The sequence below is a fragment of the Rhodobacter flavimaris genome (genome assembly GCF_021378075.1).
Taxonomy (GTDB): Bacteria; Pseudomonadota; Alphaproteobacteria; order Rhodobacterales; family Rhodobacteraceae; genus Rhodobacter; species Rhodobacter flavimaris.
Genome location: NZ_JAJUOS010000007.1, coordinates 176457 through 190219 on the forward strand (window position 1 = coordinate 176457; position 13763 = coordinate 190219).

The 13763-nt window shown below is 64.9% G+C and carries 13 protein-coding genes; 6 read left to right on the plus strand and 7 right to left on the minus strand.

Annotated features, from left to right (window positions below; genetic code table 11):
• Nucleotides 1-15: 15 nt before the first annotated feature.
• The 7 genes from thrC to coxB all read right to left on the minus strand — a co-directional run bounded on the left by thrC (nucleotide 16) and on the right by coxB (nucleotide 5571).
• Nucleotides 16-1407: a threonine synthase gene (gene thrC / locus LZA78_RS10935; RefSeq protein WP_233676965.1), complete on the minus strand. Its 1392-nt coding sequence runs from the start codon at nucleotides 1405-1407 to the stop codon at nucleotides 16-18.
• 9 nt (nucleotides 1408-1416) lie between these two features.
• The gene (locus tag LZA78_RS10940; RefSeq protein WP_233677002.1) at nucleotides 1417-2097 is read right to left on the minus strand and encodes an SURF1 family protein; all 681 of its coding nucleotides are present in this window, start codon (nucleotides 2095-2097) and stop codon (nucleotides 1417-1419) included.
• 66 nt (nucleotides 2098-2163) lie between these two features.
• Complete coding sequence (locus tag LZA78_RS10945) at nucleotides 2164-2970, minus strand: cytochrome c oxidase subunit 3 (protein WP_233676966.1); 807 nt, start codon at nucleotides 2968-2970, stop codon at nucleotides 2164-2166.
• A gap of 19 nt (nucleotides 2971-2989) precedes the next feature.
• Complete coding sequence (locus LZA78_RS10950; protein ID WP_233676967.1) at nucleotides 2990-3568, minus strand: cytochrome c oxidase assembly protein; 579 nt, start codon at nucleotides 3566-3568, stop codon at nucleotides 2990-2992.
• Nucleotides 3565-3762 carry a cytochrome c oxidase system small membrane protein gene (locus LZA78_RS10955; protein ID WP_233676968.1) on the minus strand — a complete coding sequence of 66 codons (198 nt, stop codon included), beginning with the start codon at nucleotides 3760-3762 and terminating at the stop codon, nucleotides 3565-3567. The genes LZA78_RS10950 and LZA78_RS10955 overlap by 4 nt, the downstream gene beginning before the upstream one ends.
• Nucleotides 3762-4694: a heme o synthase gene (cyoE, locus tag LZA78_RS10960; protein WP_233676969.1), complete on the minus strand. Its 933-nt coding sequence runs from the start codon at nucleotides 4692-4694 to the stop codon at nucleotides 3762-3764. The genes LZA78_RS10955 and cyoE overlap by 1 nt, the downstream gene beginning before the upstream one ends.
• Nucleotides 4695-4704: 10 nt before the next feature.
• Entirely contained in the window at nucleotides 4705-5571 is an 867-nt protein-coding gene (gene coxB / locus LZA78_RS10965) for a cytochrome c oxidase subunit II (RefSeq protein WP_438811071.1), read from the minus strand.
• A 169-nt stretch (nucleotides 5572-5740) separates the two neighbouring features.
• On the opposite strand from coxB, the gene tldD reads away from it, so the two are divergent.
• The 6 genes from tldD (at nucleotide 5741) to LZA78_RS10995 (ending at nucleotide 13759) form a co-directional block, all read left to right on the plus strand.
• Nucleotides 5741-7162 (plus strand): metalloprotease TldD, encoded by a 1422-nt coding sequence (tldD, locus tag LZA78_RS10970; RefSeq protein ID WP_233676970.1) that lies wholly within the window; start codon nucleotides 5741-5743, stop codon nucleotides 7160-7162.
• Nucleotides 7163-7243: 81 nt separating this feature from the next.
• Nucleotides 7244-8392, plus strand: a complete 1149-nt coding sequence (gene dprA / locus LZA78_RS10975) for a DNA-processing protein DprA (protein WP_233676971.1) — start codon at nucleotides 7244-7246, stop codon at nucleotides 8390-8392.
• 159 nt (nucleotides 8393-8551) lie between these two features.
• Complete coding sequence (topA, locus tag LZA78_RS10980; protein ID WP_233677004.1) at nucleotides 8552-11140, plus strand: type I DNA topoisomerase; 2589 nt, start codon at nucleotides 8552-8554, stop codon at nucleotides 11138-11140.
• A 156-nt stretch (nucleotides 11141-11296) separates the two neighbouring features.
• Nucleotides 11297-11998 carry a CoA transferase subunit A gene (locus LZA78_RS10985; protein WP_233676972.1) on the plus strand — a complete coding sequence of 234 codons (702 nt, stop codon included), beginning with the start codon at nucleotides 11297-11299 and terminating at the stop codon, nucleotides 11996-11998.
• 3 nt (nucleotides 11999-12001) lie between these two features.
• Nucleotides 12002-12628, plus strand: coding sequence for a 3-oxoacid CoA-transferase subunit B (locus tag LZA78_RS10990; protein WP_233676973.1), 627 nt, complete (start codon nucleotides 12002-12004; stop codon nucleotides 12626-12628).
• 144 nt (nucleotides 12629-12772) lie between these two features.
• On the plus strand, nucleotides 12773-13759 hold the full coding sequence (locus tag LZA78_RS10995) for a lysylphosphatidylglycerol synthase transmembrane domain-containing protein (protein ID WP_306798975.1): 987 nt from the start codon (nucleotides 12773-12775) through the stop codon (nucleotides 13757-13759).
• Nucleotides 13760-13763: the final 4 nt, after the last annotated feature.

The window sequence follows — 13763 nt, forward strand, 5'->3', positions numbered from 1 at the left end:
GCGTCGTGGTTTGAATCACTTGCGGCGCCTTTCCTGGATCAGCGCCTCAAGCGCGGCAAGATCGTTGGGCACGCGGGTCACACGCTCGGCGCGCTCGAACAGATCGGCCATGCGCGGCGGCAGGCCCGGGCGAATGCCGGTGGCGGCCTCGACCGCATCCGGGAACTTGGCCGGGTGCGCGGTGGCCAGCGTCACCATCGGCACCGGCGCCGCGACATGGGCCGCGCCCACGCGCACGCCGACGGCCGAATGCGGGCAGAGCAGCTCTCCCGAACGCTTGAGTTCCTCGGTGATGGTCTGCGAGGTCTCTTCCTCCGACACGCGGCCCGAGGCATAGGTTTCGCGCAGCGCCTGCAACGCGCCCTGGCTGACGGCAAACCCGCCCTTGGTCTTCAGCTCATCCATCAGCTGCGCCACGGCGGCCCCGTCCTTGCCATAGGCCCAGAACAGTGCCCGCTCGAAGTTCGACGAGATCTGAATGTCCATCGACGGGCTGATTGAGGGCTTCACCCCGTCCATCTCGTAGCTGCCCGTGGTCAGGCAGCGATGCAGGATGTCATTCTGGTTGGTGGCGATCACCAGCTGTTCGATCGGCAGGCCCATCTCTTTGGCGATGAAGCCCGCGAAAATGTCGCCGAAATTGCCGGTGGGCACGGTGAACGAGACCTTGCGATGCGGCGCGCCCACTGCCGTGGCGGCGGTGAAGTAATAGACGACCTGCGCGAGAACCCGCGCCCAGTTGATCGAGTTCACGCCCGCCAGACCGACCTCGTCGCGGAAGTCGAAGTGGTTGAACATGTCCTTGAGGCGGTTCTGGCAATCGTCGAACGTGCCATCAAGCGCCAGCGCGTGGACGTTTTGCTCGGCGGGCGTCGTCATCTGACGGCGCTGCACCTCGGATACGCGGCCATGCGGGAAGAGGATGAACACATCGACATTGTCGAGCCCGCGGAACGCCTCGATCGCGGCCGAGCCGGTATCGCCCGAGGTTGCGCCGACGATGGTGATGCGCTTGCCTTCCTTCGCGAGCGCCAGCTGGAACAGCTGCCCGATGATCTGCATGGCGAAGTCCTTGAAGGCCAGCGTCGGGCCGTGGAACAGCTCCAGCAGGAAATGCCCGGCGTCAAGCTGGACCAGCGGCGCGCGTGCGACATGGCCAAAGCCCGCATAGGCGCGCGCGATGGCGCCGCGCAGCTCTTCCTCGGTGAAGGTCTCGCCTACGAAGGGGAACATCACGCGGAAGGCAACCTCTTCATAGGGCAGACCGGCCAGCGCCGCGATTTCGTCCGCCGATAAGCTCGGGACGGTTTGCGGAACATAGAGGCCACCGTCGCGGGCGAGCCCGGTCAGCATCGCCTCTCCGAAGGTCAGCACGGGGGCCTGCCCCCGGGTCGAGATATAGCGCATGGGTCTTCCTCAGATCTGTTGCCGCCTGATACGCCACAACAGGAACGCTGTCATCCCCGCCCAGACAATCGCGAGCGAAAACCACGTGATCGCGTAGTTCAGATGGTCATTCGGGACACCGCTGATGGTGATGGCGCGGGGCTCGACGCCCTGCGTATCGCCATCAATGGCCGAGGCCACGACCATGATCGGCTCGGTGCCAAGCGCGGCGGCCATGGCGGGCACGTCGCGGGCAAACCAGATGCCGGTCTTTGCGTCCGGCGCGGGGGTGTAGCTGTCGGTTTCCGTGGGCCAGTGCAGGTTGCCGGTGACGATCAGTGCGGTGGACGGGCGGGCCGCAGCGCGCCCCTCTTCGCGGATGAACCCGCGATCAAGCAGCACCCGGCGCCCCTCGCCGGTCTCAAAGGCGGTGATCACCTCATAGCCCGCGCCGACGCCTTTCTGGCCCGAGAGCACAAGGATCTCTTGCCCCGTCGTGCCGCCCGACATGTGGACAGGCTGGTATTTCAGTGGCTCGGTCGGGGTTCCCTCGGGCGGAAGATCCTGCAAGGCGCCCGCGATCTGCGCCTCGATCTGCGCCAGCATGGTCTCTTTCCACTCCAGCCGCCGCAATTGCCAGAAGCCGAGGCTCAGCAGGATTGCGCAGCCACCAAGGCCAAGGATCAGCGGGAAGATGTAGCGTTTCATCAGAGCCTCAAGAAAACGGCGCGAGGGTCGCCCCCCGCGCCGAGCGCGTTTCCTGACACGCGAGGGGGCTTATGCAGCGCCCCACAGATAGATCGTAGCGAAGAGGAAAAGCCAGACCACATCGACGAAGTGCCAATACCAGGCCGCGGCTTCGAAGCCGATATGCTCGCTCGGGGTGAAGTGGCCCTTGTTGAGGCGCAGCAGGCAGATCAGCAGGAAGATCGTGCCGATGATCACATGCGCGCCATGGAAGCCGGTCGCCATGAAGAAGTTGTCCCAGAAGATCGAGCCGGTGCCGATGGCTTGCTGGGCGTGGGTGTATTCATAGGCTTGGAGCAGCGTGAAGATGAAGCCCAGGATCACGGTCAGCGTGAGGCCGGTCTTGGCATCCTTGCGGTTGTTGTCATGCACCAGCGCATGGTGTGCCCAGGTCAGCGTGACGCCCGACAGCAGCAGGATCACGGTGTTGATCAGCGGCAGGCTCCACGGATCGAAGGGCACGGTGCCTGCCGGCGGCCAGACGCCGTCCACAGCCGGGTATTCCGGCCCGAGCGGATACATCGCGTTCTTGATGAAGCTCCAGAACCAAGCGACGAAGAACATCACCTCGGACATGATGAACAGGATGAAGCCGTAGCGCAGGCCGATCCGGATGACGGGCGTGTGCTCCTGGTTTTCGCCTTCGCGCACGACGTCCGACCACCAGCCGTACATGCAGTAAAGCACCATCAGCAGGCCCGCGACGAAGATGAAGGGCGTGACCTTCTGCATCCACATCACCGCCCCGAAGAGCATGATGAAGGCACCAAGCGCGCTCAGCAGCGGCCAGATCGAAGGGGGCAGGATGTGATAATCGTGGTTCTTTGCATGCGCCATGGGTGTCGTCCTGTCGGCCTCAGTTTACGGGGAGCTTCGCTGCGGGCGCGGCTGCGGCCTGCTGCGAAGGCAGATCGGTTTCATAGAAAGTATAGGAAAGCGTGATCGAGTGGATGCGGCTCGCGTCCGGGTCATCGACGATCTTGGGATCGACGAAGAAGGAAACCGGCATCTCGACACGCTCGCCCGGCTGCAACACCTGTTCGGTGAAGCAGAAGCACTGGATCTTGTCGAAGTAGTAGCCCGCAAGGTCGGGGGCCACGTTATAGGCGGCGGTGCCCGCGATGACGCGGTCGGTGGGGTTATAGGCCTCGTAATAGGCCAGACCCGTTTCGCCGATGCGCAGCGTCATGGTGTTCTGCATCGGGCGGAATTCCCAGTCCATCCCCTTGCCGACATTGGCGTCGAAGCGCACCTCGACGGTACGATCAAGGATGACATCCGACTCCGCCTCGGCGGTATTCGTGGTGCCGCCATAGCCAGTGGTGCGGCAAAACCAGCTGTAAAACGGCACGGCCGCCCATGCCAATGCGCCCATGACGACGACGACGGCCAAAAGCCGACGCATCATCCGGGTATTGGCGGCGGCTGCGCTCATTGCTTGGCCTCCGGAGCAACCGGAAGCACCGAGGCGCGCGGCTGGTGATCGTAGGCTTCCATCTTGTCGCCACGGTTGACCTTCACCACCGTCAGCCCGAAGACCAGCACGACGAAAGCCAGCAGAACCGCGCCAAGCCCGAGGTTGCGCGAGAAGCGGCGCTGATGCAGCTCATGCGTTTGCGTGATCGGCATTACCAGCCCCCCATCCCGAAGAAGCCTAGCCCCTTCTCAACCAGCAGGGCCGAGAAATGGCCAAACAGGTAGAGCAGCGAGAAATAGAAGTAACGCTTCTCGGCACTGTATTTTTCCGCCTGCGCGACCTCTTCGTCACGGCGCCACAGACGCCAGGCACCACGGATGAAGAGCGCGTTCAGCACCAGCGCGGCCGCCAGGTAGACCGGCCCACCGATCGAGGTGAAGGCCGCGCCAACTGCGACGGGCGCGAGGATCAGCGAATAGATCAGGATCTGCTTGCGCGTCGTGCGGCGACCATGCGTCACAGTCAGCATCGGCACACCGGCGTTCGAGTAGTCGTCCTTCATGAACAGCGCCAGCGACCAGAAATGCGGCGGGGTCCAGAGGAAGATGATCATGAACATTGCCACGGATTCGAGGCTGATTCCCCCCGTCGCCACGGCCCAGCCGATCATCGGCGGGAAGGCACCGGCTGCACCGCCGATAACGATGTTCTGCGGCGTGCGGCGCTTGAGCCAGACGGTATAGACGATGACGTAAAAGAATATCGTGAAGGCCAGGAAGGCCCCCGCGAAGATGTTCGAGGCCAGCGCCAGCATCACGCAGGAAATCCCCGCCAGCGCCAGACCGAAGCCAAGCGCCTCGCCCTCGCTCACACGCCCCGCCGGGATCGGCCGGTTCGCGGTGCGACGCATGACACGGTCGATATCCGCGTCATACCACATGTTCAGCGCGCCCGAGGCTCCGCCGCCAAGGGCGATGAACAGGATCGCGGTGAAGGCGACGAAGGGATGCACTGGCATCGGCGCCACCACCAGCCCGACAAAGGCGGTGAAGACAACGAGCGACATCACGCGCGGCTTCAGCAGGGCGACGAAATCGCCGAACTGAGCCTCACCGGAGCGGTCGATATAAGAGATGTCGCTCATCTGGCCCGCCTCAGTTCGAAGCGACTTTCACCGGCGAGTCGGTCTCGACGGCGGCAAAGCCGTTCTTGGCGCGCTCAAGCCACTGGGCATAGACCTCGTCCGAGACGACCTTCACGACGATCGGCATATAGGAGTGAGCCTGGCCGCAAAGCTCCGAGCACTGACCGAAATACACGCCCTCGGTGTCGGCGTTGAACCAGAGCTGCGCGATACGGCCCGGCACGGCGTCCTGCTTGACGGCGAAGGCAGGCATCGCCCAGCTGTGGATCACGTCGGCACCGGTGACCTGCATCACGATGGTCTTGCCCTTCGGCACGACAACGGCGTTGTCGGTCGCCAGCAGATACTCGTCCTCAGCATAGCCATGGGTGGAAAGGTCTTCCTTGGCCAGCATCAGCGCGTCGAAGGCCACGCCCTCGTCGGGATATTCATAGCCCCAGTACCACTGGTAGCCGGTAACCTTGATGGTGATGTCGGCAGCCGGGATCTCTTGCTGTTTCCACAGCGTCGGCAGCGAGAACGCGCCAACGATCACGAGAATCACGATCGGAACAAGCGTCCAGGCGACCTCGAGCGGGGTGTTGTGGGTGAAGCGCGCCGGCTTGGGGTTAGCGCGCTGGTTGAAGCGCAGCATCGCGTAGATCAGCAGGCCAGAGACGAACAGGGTGATCACGGTGATGATGCTCAGAAGCATCCCGTCGAGCCACTGCTGATCATGCGCCAGCTCGGACGAGGCGGGCTGGAAGCCAAGCCCCATAGCGTGCGGCTTGCCAATGACCGGCAGCCCCGTGATCATATCCTGCGCGTAAACCTGCCCGGCCACCATGGCCGAAGTGAAAGCTGCCGCGAAACCGCAGCGGATAGACGCAAAGCGCATACGAATTTTATCTCCCTCTTGCGGCTCTCCCAGCCGCTTGCACAAAACCGGTGCTTCCCTTCACCGGCCCGCGCTGTATGTATCCAACAGATACATATTCATTTCGCCCCGGCAAGAAAAAGGTGCGACAAGCTGTCGCTTTTCCTTGATCTTACGAAAGGACAGTCACATGGCCCAGGACCGTTTCGCTCCCTTCGAAACCCAGATCGACGAGGCCGCCGCCCTGCGTATATTGCGCGAGGCGACTGCGGGCGCCGAGGATGGCGAGCTGTTCCTGGAACGGCGCCGCTCCGAGGCGCTGGTGTTCGATGACGGGCGCGTCAAGAACGCGTCTTACGACGCCTCCGAGGGATTCGGCCTGCGCGCGGTCAATGGCGAGGTCGCCGGATACGCCCATTCGACCGAAATATCCGAGGCCGCCCTGAAACGCGCCGCCGAGACCGCGCGGCTGGCCGTGGGCGATGGCGGCGGCGTCCTGGCCGCTCCCCCGCCCGGCACGAACCGACATCTTTATACCGACGCCGATCCCATGACCGACGCGAGCTTTGGCGCCAAGATCGACATCCTGCGCGAGATCGACGCCTTCGCCCGCGCGCTCGACCCGCGCGTTGTGCAGGTCTCGGCCTCGATGGCCGCCAGCCTGCAAGAGGTCTTCATCTTGCGACCCGAGGGAGGGTTGGTGTCTGACATCCGGCCGATGGCGCGGCTGAATATCTCGGTCATCGTCGAGGAGAACGGGCGGCGCGAGAGCGGCGGGCATGGCGGCGGCGGTCGCTTCGGCCTTGCCGGCCTGATCGAGCCCACCCATTGGCAGCCCGTCGCCCGCGAGGCCCTGCGCATCGCGCTGGTCAACCTGCGGGCCGAGCCCGCCCCCGCCGGGCAGATGGACGTGGTGCTTGGCCCCGGCTGGCCCGGCGTTTTGCTGCACGAGGCGGTCGGACACGGACTCGAGGGCGATTTCAACCGCAAGAAATCCTCGGCCTTCGCCGGGCTGATGGGCCAGCAGGTCGCGGCCAAGGGCGTGACCGTACTTGATGACGGCACGATCCCCGACCGGCGCGGCTCGATCACCGTGGATGACGAGGGCACGCCCTCGGGCCGCAATGTGCTGATCGAGGACGGGGTGCTCGTGGGCTTCATGCAAGACCGCCAGAACGCCCGCCTGATGGGGGTCAAGCCCACCGGCAACGGGCGGCGCGAGAGCTTCGCGCATATCCCCATGCCGCGCATGACCAATACCTATATGCTTGGGGGTGAGACCGACCCGGCAGCAATCCTCGCCGATCTGAAGGAAGGCATCTATGCGATCGGTTTCGGTGGCGGTCAGGTGGACATCACTAACGGCAAGTTCGTCTTTTCCTGCACCGAGGCCTACCGCGTGAAGAACGGTATCGTCGGCGCGCCGGTCAAGGGCGCCACCCTGATTGGCGACGGCCCGACCGCGATGCGCCAGATCCGCGCCATTGGCAATGACATGGCGCTGGACCCCGGCATCGGCAATTGCGGCAAGGCGGGGCAATGGGTGCCGGTCGGCGTGGGTCAGCCCACCCTGATGATCAGCGGGCTGACGGTGGGCGGTTCGGCCGCCTGATTTCGGGGCGAATCGGGATGCGCTAACGTCTTGTTAACCCTCGTCGTGCAAACAGGGAGGGCGAATGAGACGGAGGCGCGGATGAAAGCAGACCTGTTTTCCTGCCACACCCCCTTCACCCCACCCACCACGGTAGAAGACGAGCTGTCGTTCCTCCGGCTCATTCGCTCGCGCCGAGTAGGCCCTACGACATTTCACCGGCTGCTGGCCGAACATGGTTCGGCGCGGGCCGCATTGGCGGCCTTGCCCGAGGTCGCGAAAATTGCGGGCGTCGCGGGTTATGAGCCCTGCCCCGAAAGTGTTGCGCGGGCCGAGTTGCGGGCGGGCCGCAAGGCGGGCGCGCGGCTTTTGATCTGGGGGCAGCAAGACTACCCCTCGGCCCTGCACGACATTGCCGATGCGCCCCCGGTGCTTTGGGCGCTTGGCGATGTGGCGCTGCTTGCACGCCCCTGCGTGGCGCTTGTGGGCGCGCGCAATGCGTCGTCGCTTGGCGGGCGCATGGCGCGGCGCTTGGCACAGGATCTGGGTGCGGCGGGGTATACAGTCGTCTCAGGGCTCGCACGCGGCATTGACGCCGAGGCGCATCGCGCCGCCCTGCCCACGGGCACCATCGGGGTGCAGGCGGGCGGAATCGACGTCATCTATCCAAATGAGAACGCGGAACTGGCCGAACAGATGGCAGCCTCGGGCCTGCGGCTAGCCGAGAATGCGCCGGGCACCAGCCCCCAAGCACGCCACTTTCCGCAGCGCAACCGGATCATCGCTGGCCTGTCGATCGCCACCATCGTGATCGAGGCCGCCGCGCGCTCGGGCAGTCTGCTGACGGTGCGCATGGCGCTTGATCAGGGGCGCGAGGTGATGGCCGTGCCGGGCCATCCGATGGATGCGCGCGCAAGCGGCTGCAACGCGCTGATCCGCGACGGCGCCACGCTGGTGCGCGGGATCGAAGATATCCTTGAGGTTCTGGGGGCAGCGCCGGAGACACCGCTCAAGGCGCCCCCGAAACCGCGCGTGGTCTCAACCGCCCCGAAGCAGACGTCTCCCCTGCCCCTCGGCGACGAACCGCTCGGCCAAGCAATCCTGGAGAGGCTCGGGCCAAGCCCCACCCCCGAAGACGCGCTGATCCGCGATCTGGGCTGCGATGCGGCCAGCTTTGCGCGGGCGCTGATGGGGCTGGAACTCGACGGGCTGATCCTGCGCCAGCCCGGTGCGATGATCGCGCGCGCCTAGAATTCACCTGTCCCGAACGTAACCGTGTCGGCGCCTCAAGCGCCCGCGCCACGCCATTCAGGCGTTCCCGGCGCGGCCTGCAAGTATCATTGACATTCGGCCCGGATGCCCCACATGGTCCGCCCCCAAGTGCATTTCTGGACCGATAAAGAGGAAGTCATGGCCGTTGTTGTTGTCGAATCCCCCGCCAAGGCCAAGACAATCAACAAATATCTGGGCTCTGATTACACGGTTCTGGCCTCGTTCGGCCATGTGCGCGATCTGCCCGCGAAAGATGGCTCGGTGGACCCCGAGCATGATTTCGACATGAAATGGGAGGTCGCGAGCGACTCGAAAAAGCATATCAAGGCGATTACCGACGCGCTCAAGGACGATGACGAACTGATCCTGGCAACCGACCCTGACCGCGAGGGGGAGGCGATCTCATGGCATCTCGAGCAGGCGCTGGCGAGCAAGCTGACCAAGAAAAAGGTCAGCCGCGTGACCTTCAACGCGATCACCAAGGCCGCGATCACCGAGGCGATGCAGCACCCCCGTCAGGTCGATACCGCGCTGGTCGAGGCCTATCTTGCCCGCCGCGCATTGGACTATCTGGTGGGATTCAACCTCTCGCCGGTGCTCTGGCGCAAGCTGCCGGGGGCGAAATCGGCGGGGCGCGTGCAGTCGGTCTGCCTGCGTCTGATCGTCGAGCGCGAGATGGAGATCGAGGCCTTCAAGGCCCGCGAATACTGGACGGTGACAGCCGAGTTGAGCACTCCGCGTGGTCAGACGTACACCGCGCGCCTGACGGTTCTGGGCGGCAAGAAGCTTGAGAAATTCGACCTCGCCACCGCGACCGATGCCGAGATTGCCGTGCATGCGGTGACCTCGCGCGATCTGACGGTCAAATCGGTTGAGGCCAAGCCCGCCAGCCGCAACCCCTACCCGCCCTTCATGACCTCAACCCTTCAGCAAGAGGCCAGCCGCAAGTTCGGCATGGGCGCCAAGGCCTGCATGTCGGCGGCGCAGCGGCTCTATGAGGCGGGCTACATCACCTATATGCGGACCGACGGCATCGACATGGCGCCCGAGGCGGTGATGGCCGCGCGCGACGCGATCAAGACGCGGTTCGGCGAGAAATATGTCCCCTCCAGCCCGCGGATGTACAAGAACAAGGCCAAGAACGCGCAGGAAGCGCACGAATGTATCCGCCCGACCGATATGAACCTCGGGCCGGAAAAGCTGAAGGTCGCCGACGATCAGTGGAAGCTTTACGATCTGATCTGGAAGCGCACCATCGCCAGCCAGATGGCCGCCGCGATGATGGAGCGCACCACCGTCGATGTCGGCTCGAAGGATGGTGAGGTCGAGTTGCGCGCGACCGGCCAGGTCGTGACCTTCGACGGCTTCCTCAAGGTCTATGACCAGGGCCGCGACGATGACGAGGGCGATGACGGCGCGCGCCTGCCCCAGATCATGCAGGGCGAAGAGGCCAAGAAAGGCCAGATCACGCCCGATCAGCACTTCACCCAGCCCCCGCCGCGCTACACCGAAGCGACACTGGTCAAGCGGATGGAAGAGCTTGGGATCGGGCGCCCCTCGACCTATGCCTCGATCGTGACCACGATCCAGGACCGCGGCTATGTGCGCAAGGACAAGAACCGCCTGATCCCCGAGGATACCGGGCGGCTGGTGACGGCCTTTCTGACGAACTATTTCCGCCGCTATGTCGAATACGATTTCACCGCCGATCTTGAAGATCAGCTTGACGATATCTCGGCAGGTGACCGGCCCTATAAAGAGGTGCTCGCCCGGTTCTGGCGCGATTTCTCGGCCGCGCTTGGCGAGACCGCCGAATTGCGTATCGGAGAGGTGCTGGAAAAGATCGACGAGGTTTTGGGCCCGCATCTTTACCCGCCGCGCGCCGATGGTGGCGATCCGCGCGCCTGTCCCTCTTGCGGCGCGGGGCGCCTGCACCTGAAGACCGCGCGTTCGGGCGGCGCCTTCATTGGTTGCGGCAACTACCCCGAATGCCGGTACACCCGCCCGCTCTCGGCGCCCTCGGACGATGATGGCGCGGCGCTGGACGGCAAGATCCTGGGCGAGGATGGCGGCGAGCAGATCACCCTGCGCATCGGCCGCTTCGGCCCCTATGTGCAAAAGGGCGAGGCCACGGCCGAGACCCCGAAACCCCCGCGCGCCAGCCTGCCCAAGGGCTGGTCGCCCGAGTCGATCGACCTTGAGCGCGCGCAGATGCTGCTCAACCTGCCGCGCGAGATCGGCATCCACCCCGAGGATGGCGCGCTCGTCGAGGCCGGAATCGGCCGCTACGGCCCCTATGTGAAGCACAACTCGACCTATGCGAACCTGCCCGAGGTCGATGAGGTCTTCACCATCGGCATGAACCGCGCGATCGAGGTTCTGGCGCAAAAGGCCGCGCGCGGCCCCGGGCGCGGTGCAGCAGCCAAGCCGCTCAAGGAGTTGGGCGAGCACCCGGATGGCGGGCCGGTTCAGGTCATGCCCGGTCGCTACGGGCCCTATGTCAAATGGGGCAAGGTGAACGCCACCCTGCCCAAGGACATCGAGCCCGAGGCGATCACGCTGGAAGAGGCGCTGCCGCTGATCGAGGCCAAGGCCTCGAAGGGCGGCAAGAAGAAGGCCTCCGCCAAGGCGACGAAAGCTGCGCCCAAGAAGGCCGCCGCGAAAAAGCCTGCCGCCAAGAAAGCGGCGCCGAAGAAAGCCGCCGCAAAAAAGACCGCAGCGGACTGAGTGCGATGCAGAAAAGGCGCGGCCCTCAGGGCCGTGCCGAAAAATGCGTCCGCGGGCCGGACTTGAGCGCAAACAATAGCGCCACGCTGCAACGCCGCAATTGACACCCGCGCCCCCCTTCGTCACAAATTCCCCCGACGGAAACGGGAGGATCCCATGAAGAAGGTTTACGGATCGGCGAAGGAGGCCCTGGACGGGCTTCTGTTCGACGGCATGTTCATCGCCGCAGGCGGCTTTGGCCTGTGCGGCATCCCCGAACTGCTGATCGACGCGCTGGTGGACAGCGGGGTGAAGGATCTCACCATCGCTTCGAACAACTGCGGCGTTGACGGCTTTGGCCTTGGCAAGCTGCTCGACACCAAGCAGATCAAGAAGATGATGTCTTCCTACGTGGGCGAGAACGCGGAATTCATGCGCCAGTACCTCTCGGGCGAGCTGGAGCTGGAGTTCAACCCGCAGGGCACCCTGGCCGAGCGGATGCGCGCGGGCGGCCACGGTATCCCCGGCTTCTACACCAAGACCGGCGTGGGCACCGTCATCGCCGAGGGCAAGGAGCACAAGGACTTCAACGGCGAGACCTTCATCCTTGAGCGCGGCATCTTCGCCGATGTCTCAATCGTCAAAGCCTGGAAGGCTGACGAGAGCGGCAACGCGATCTTCCGCAAGACCGCGCGCAACTTCAACCCGCCGGCGGCGATGTGCGGCAAGGTCTGCGTGATGGAAGTCGAAGAGATCGTGCCCGTGGGCTCGCTCGACCCCGATGCGATTCACCTGCCGGGCATCTACGTGCACCGCCTGATCAAGGGCGAGCACGAGAAGCGGATCGAACAGCGCACCGTGCGCAAGCGGGAGGCCTAATCCATGTGGGATCGTAACCAAATGGCGGCCCGCGCCGCCAAGGAACTGAAAGACGGCACCTATGTGAACCTCGGCATCGGCATCCCGACGCTGGTTCCGAACTTCATCCCCGAGGGGGTGACGGTGACGCTGCAATCGGAAAACGGCATGCTCGGCATGGGTCCCTTCCCCTATGAGGGTGACGAGGACCCGGACCTGATCAACGCGGGCAAGCAGACCATCACCGAAGTGCCGAACACCGCCTATTTCGACAGCGCGACCTCGTTCGGGATGATCCGCGGCGGCAAGATCGCCATGGCGATCCTGGGCGCGATGGAAGTGTCCGAGAATGGCGATCTGGCGAACTGGATGATCCCGGGCAAGCTCGTGAAGGGCATGGGTGGCGCTATGGACCTGGTGGCGGGCGTCAAGCGCGTCGTCGTGGTCATGGATCACGCCAACAAGCACGGTGAATCGAAGGTGCTCAAGGAATGCACCCTGCCGCTGACCGGCAAGGGCGTCGTGGACCGGATCATCTCGAATATGGGCGTGATGGACGTGGTTCCGGGCGGTCTGAAGATCGTCGAACTGGCCGATGGCGTGACCGAGGCCGAGCTGCGCGCCGCCACAGAGGCGACCATCGTCGACTGAGAACAACCGCAAGCCCCGCCCATCCGGCGGGGCTTGCGCCTTCCGCAGGCGGACGGCGCCTGACATATGAGGGCCGGAAATTGTCGCCCCATCCTCAACAACTCCACAATCCCGCCCGATTCTGTTGCTAAGTTCACATCAATGATGAGCACGAGCCCGCACAGATCCGCGCCCCCGAAATCCCGCCGCTGGCGGGATTGGGCGCTTTTGGGCGGTCTTCTGGCGCTGGTAGGCGCGGGGCTGACCGGCCTTGCCTCGGCCACCGGCTGGGCTGAGACCTGGGCGCAGATGCGCGCCTTGCATCTTTGGCAGGTCGCGGCCCTTCTGGCGCTGTCGCTGTCGAATTACGTCCTGCGCGGCGCGCGCTGGCACCTGCTGGCGCGGCGTCTGGGGCTGCGCACCGGACTTTTCCAGAACCTGCGCCACTATCTGGGCGGCTTTGCCATGTCGGTGACGCCCGGCCGCGTGGGCGAGCTGGTGCGGATGCGTTGGCTGCGCCGCGAGACCGGCTGGCCGGTCGAGCGCAGCGCGCCGCTTGTGCTGATGGACCGCGCGGGCGATCTGGCGGTGATGGCGCTGATCCTTGCGCTTTCGGTCTCGCTCGCTGCCGGGGGCATCGCCGGGGCGGCCCCGGTCGTCATACTCGCGCTTGCCGCCGCTGTCGTGGCGACCCGGCCGCGCCTGCTGACCGTGCTGATCACGCTTTGCCACCGTGCTGTCGGGCGGTTCTCGCGCCTGTTCGCGCGGGCGCGTGGGGCCGCGCGGCTCTTGTCGCGCTTCTCGCACGGGCCGACGATGGCGCTCGCGCTGGCGCTTGGCTTTGCGGGCTGGATGGCCGAGGGCGTGTCGTTCCACCTGCTTCTGGTCTGGATGGGCGCCGATATCGGCCTGTGGAAAGCCGTCGCGATCTTTGTCTTTGCCACGCTGGCTGGCGGGCTGTCGGGCGCGCCGGGCGGATTGGGCGGGGCCGAGGCCGCGATGGTCGCGCTGCTCAGCCTTGAAGGCATCCCTCTGGAGGTCTCGGTCCCCGCGACGGCGGTGATCCGACTGACGACGCTCTGGTTTGCCATCGGCATCGGCCTTATGGTTTTCCCGCTGGCCGAGCGCCTGTCACTGAAGGCCCAAGGGTAGCACG

What these genes read in the sequence shown, in the direction of transcription:
- thrC (WP_233676965.1), bottom strand. Translation starts at nt 1,407, where the DNA reads ATGCGCTATATCTCGACCCGGGGGCAGGCCCCCGTGCTGACCTTCGGA.
- LZA78_RS10945 (WP_233676966.1), bottom strand. Translation starts at nt 2,970, where the DNA reads ATGGCGCATGCAAAGAACCACGATTATCACATCCTGCCCCCTTCGATC.
- LZA78_RS10950 (WP_233676967.1), bottom strand. Translation starts at nt 3,568, where the DNA reads ATGAGCGCAGCCGCCGCCAATACCCGGATGATGCGTCGGCTTTTGGCC.
- LZA78_RS10955 (WP_233676968.1), bottom strand. Translation starts at nt 3,762, where the DNA reads ATGCCGATCACGCAAACGCATGAGCTGCATCAGCGCCGCTTCTCGCGC.
- cyoE (WP_233676969.1), bottom strand. Translation starts at nt 4,694, where the DNA reads ATGAGCGACATCTCTTATATCGACCGCTCCGGTGAGGCTCAGTTCGGC.
- coxB (WP_438811071.1), bottom strand. Translation starts at nt 5,571, where the DNA reads ATGCGCTTTGCGTCTATCCGCTGCGGTTTCGCGGCAGCTTTCACTTCG.
- tldD (WP_233676970.1), top strand. Translation starts at nt 5,741, where the DNA reads ATGGCCCAGGACCGTTTCGCTCCCTTCGAAACCCAGATCGACGAGGCC.
- dprA (WP_233676971.1), top strand. Translation starts at nt 7,244, where the DNA reads ATGAAAGCAGACCTGTTTTCCTGCCACACCCCCTTCACCCCACCCACC.
- topA (WP_233677004.1), top strand. Translation starts at nt 8,552, where the DNA reads ATGGCCGTTGTTGTTGTCGAATCCCCCGCCAAGGCCAAGACAATCAAC.
- LZA78_RS10985 (WP_233676972.1), top strand. Translation starts at nt 11,297, where the DNA reads ATGAAGAAGGTTTACGGATCGGCGAAGGAGGCCCTGGACGGGCTTCTG.
- LZA78_RS10990 (WP_233676973.1), top strand. Translation starts at nt 12,002, where the DNA reads ATGTGGGATCGTAACCAAATGGCGGCCCGCGCCGCCAAGGAACTGAAA.
- LZA78_RS10995 (WP_306798975.1), top strand. Translation starts at nt 12,773, where the DNA reads ATGAGCACGAGCCCGCACAGATCCGCGCCCCCGAAATCCCGCCGCTGG.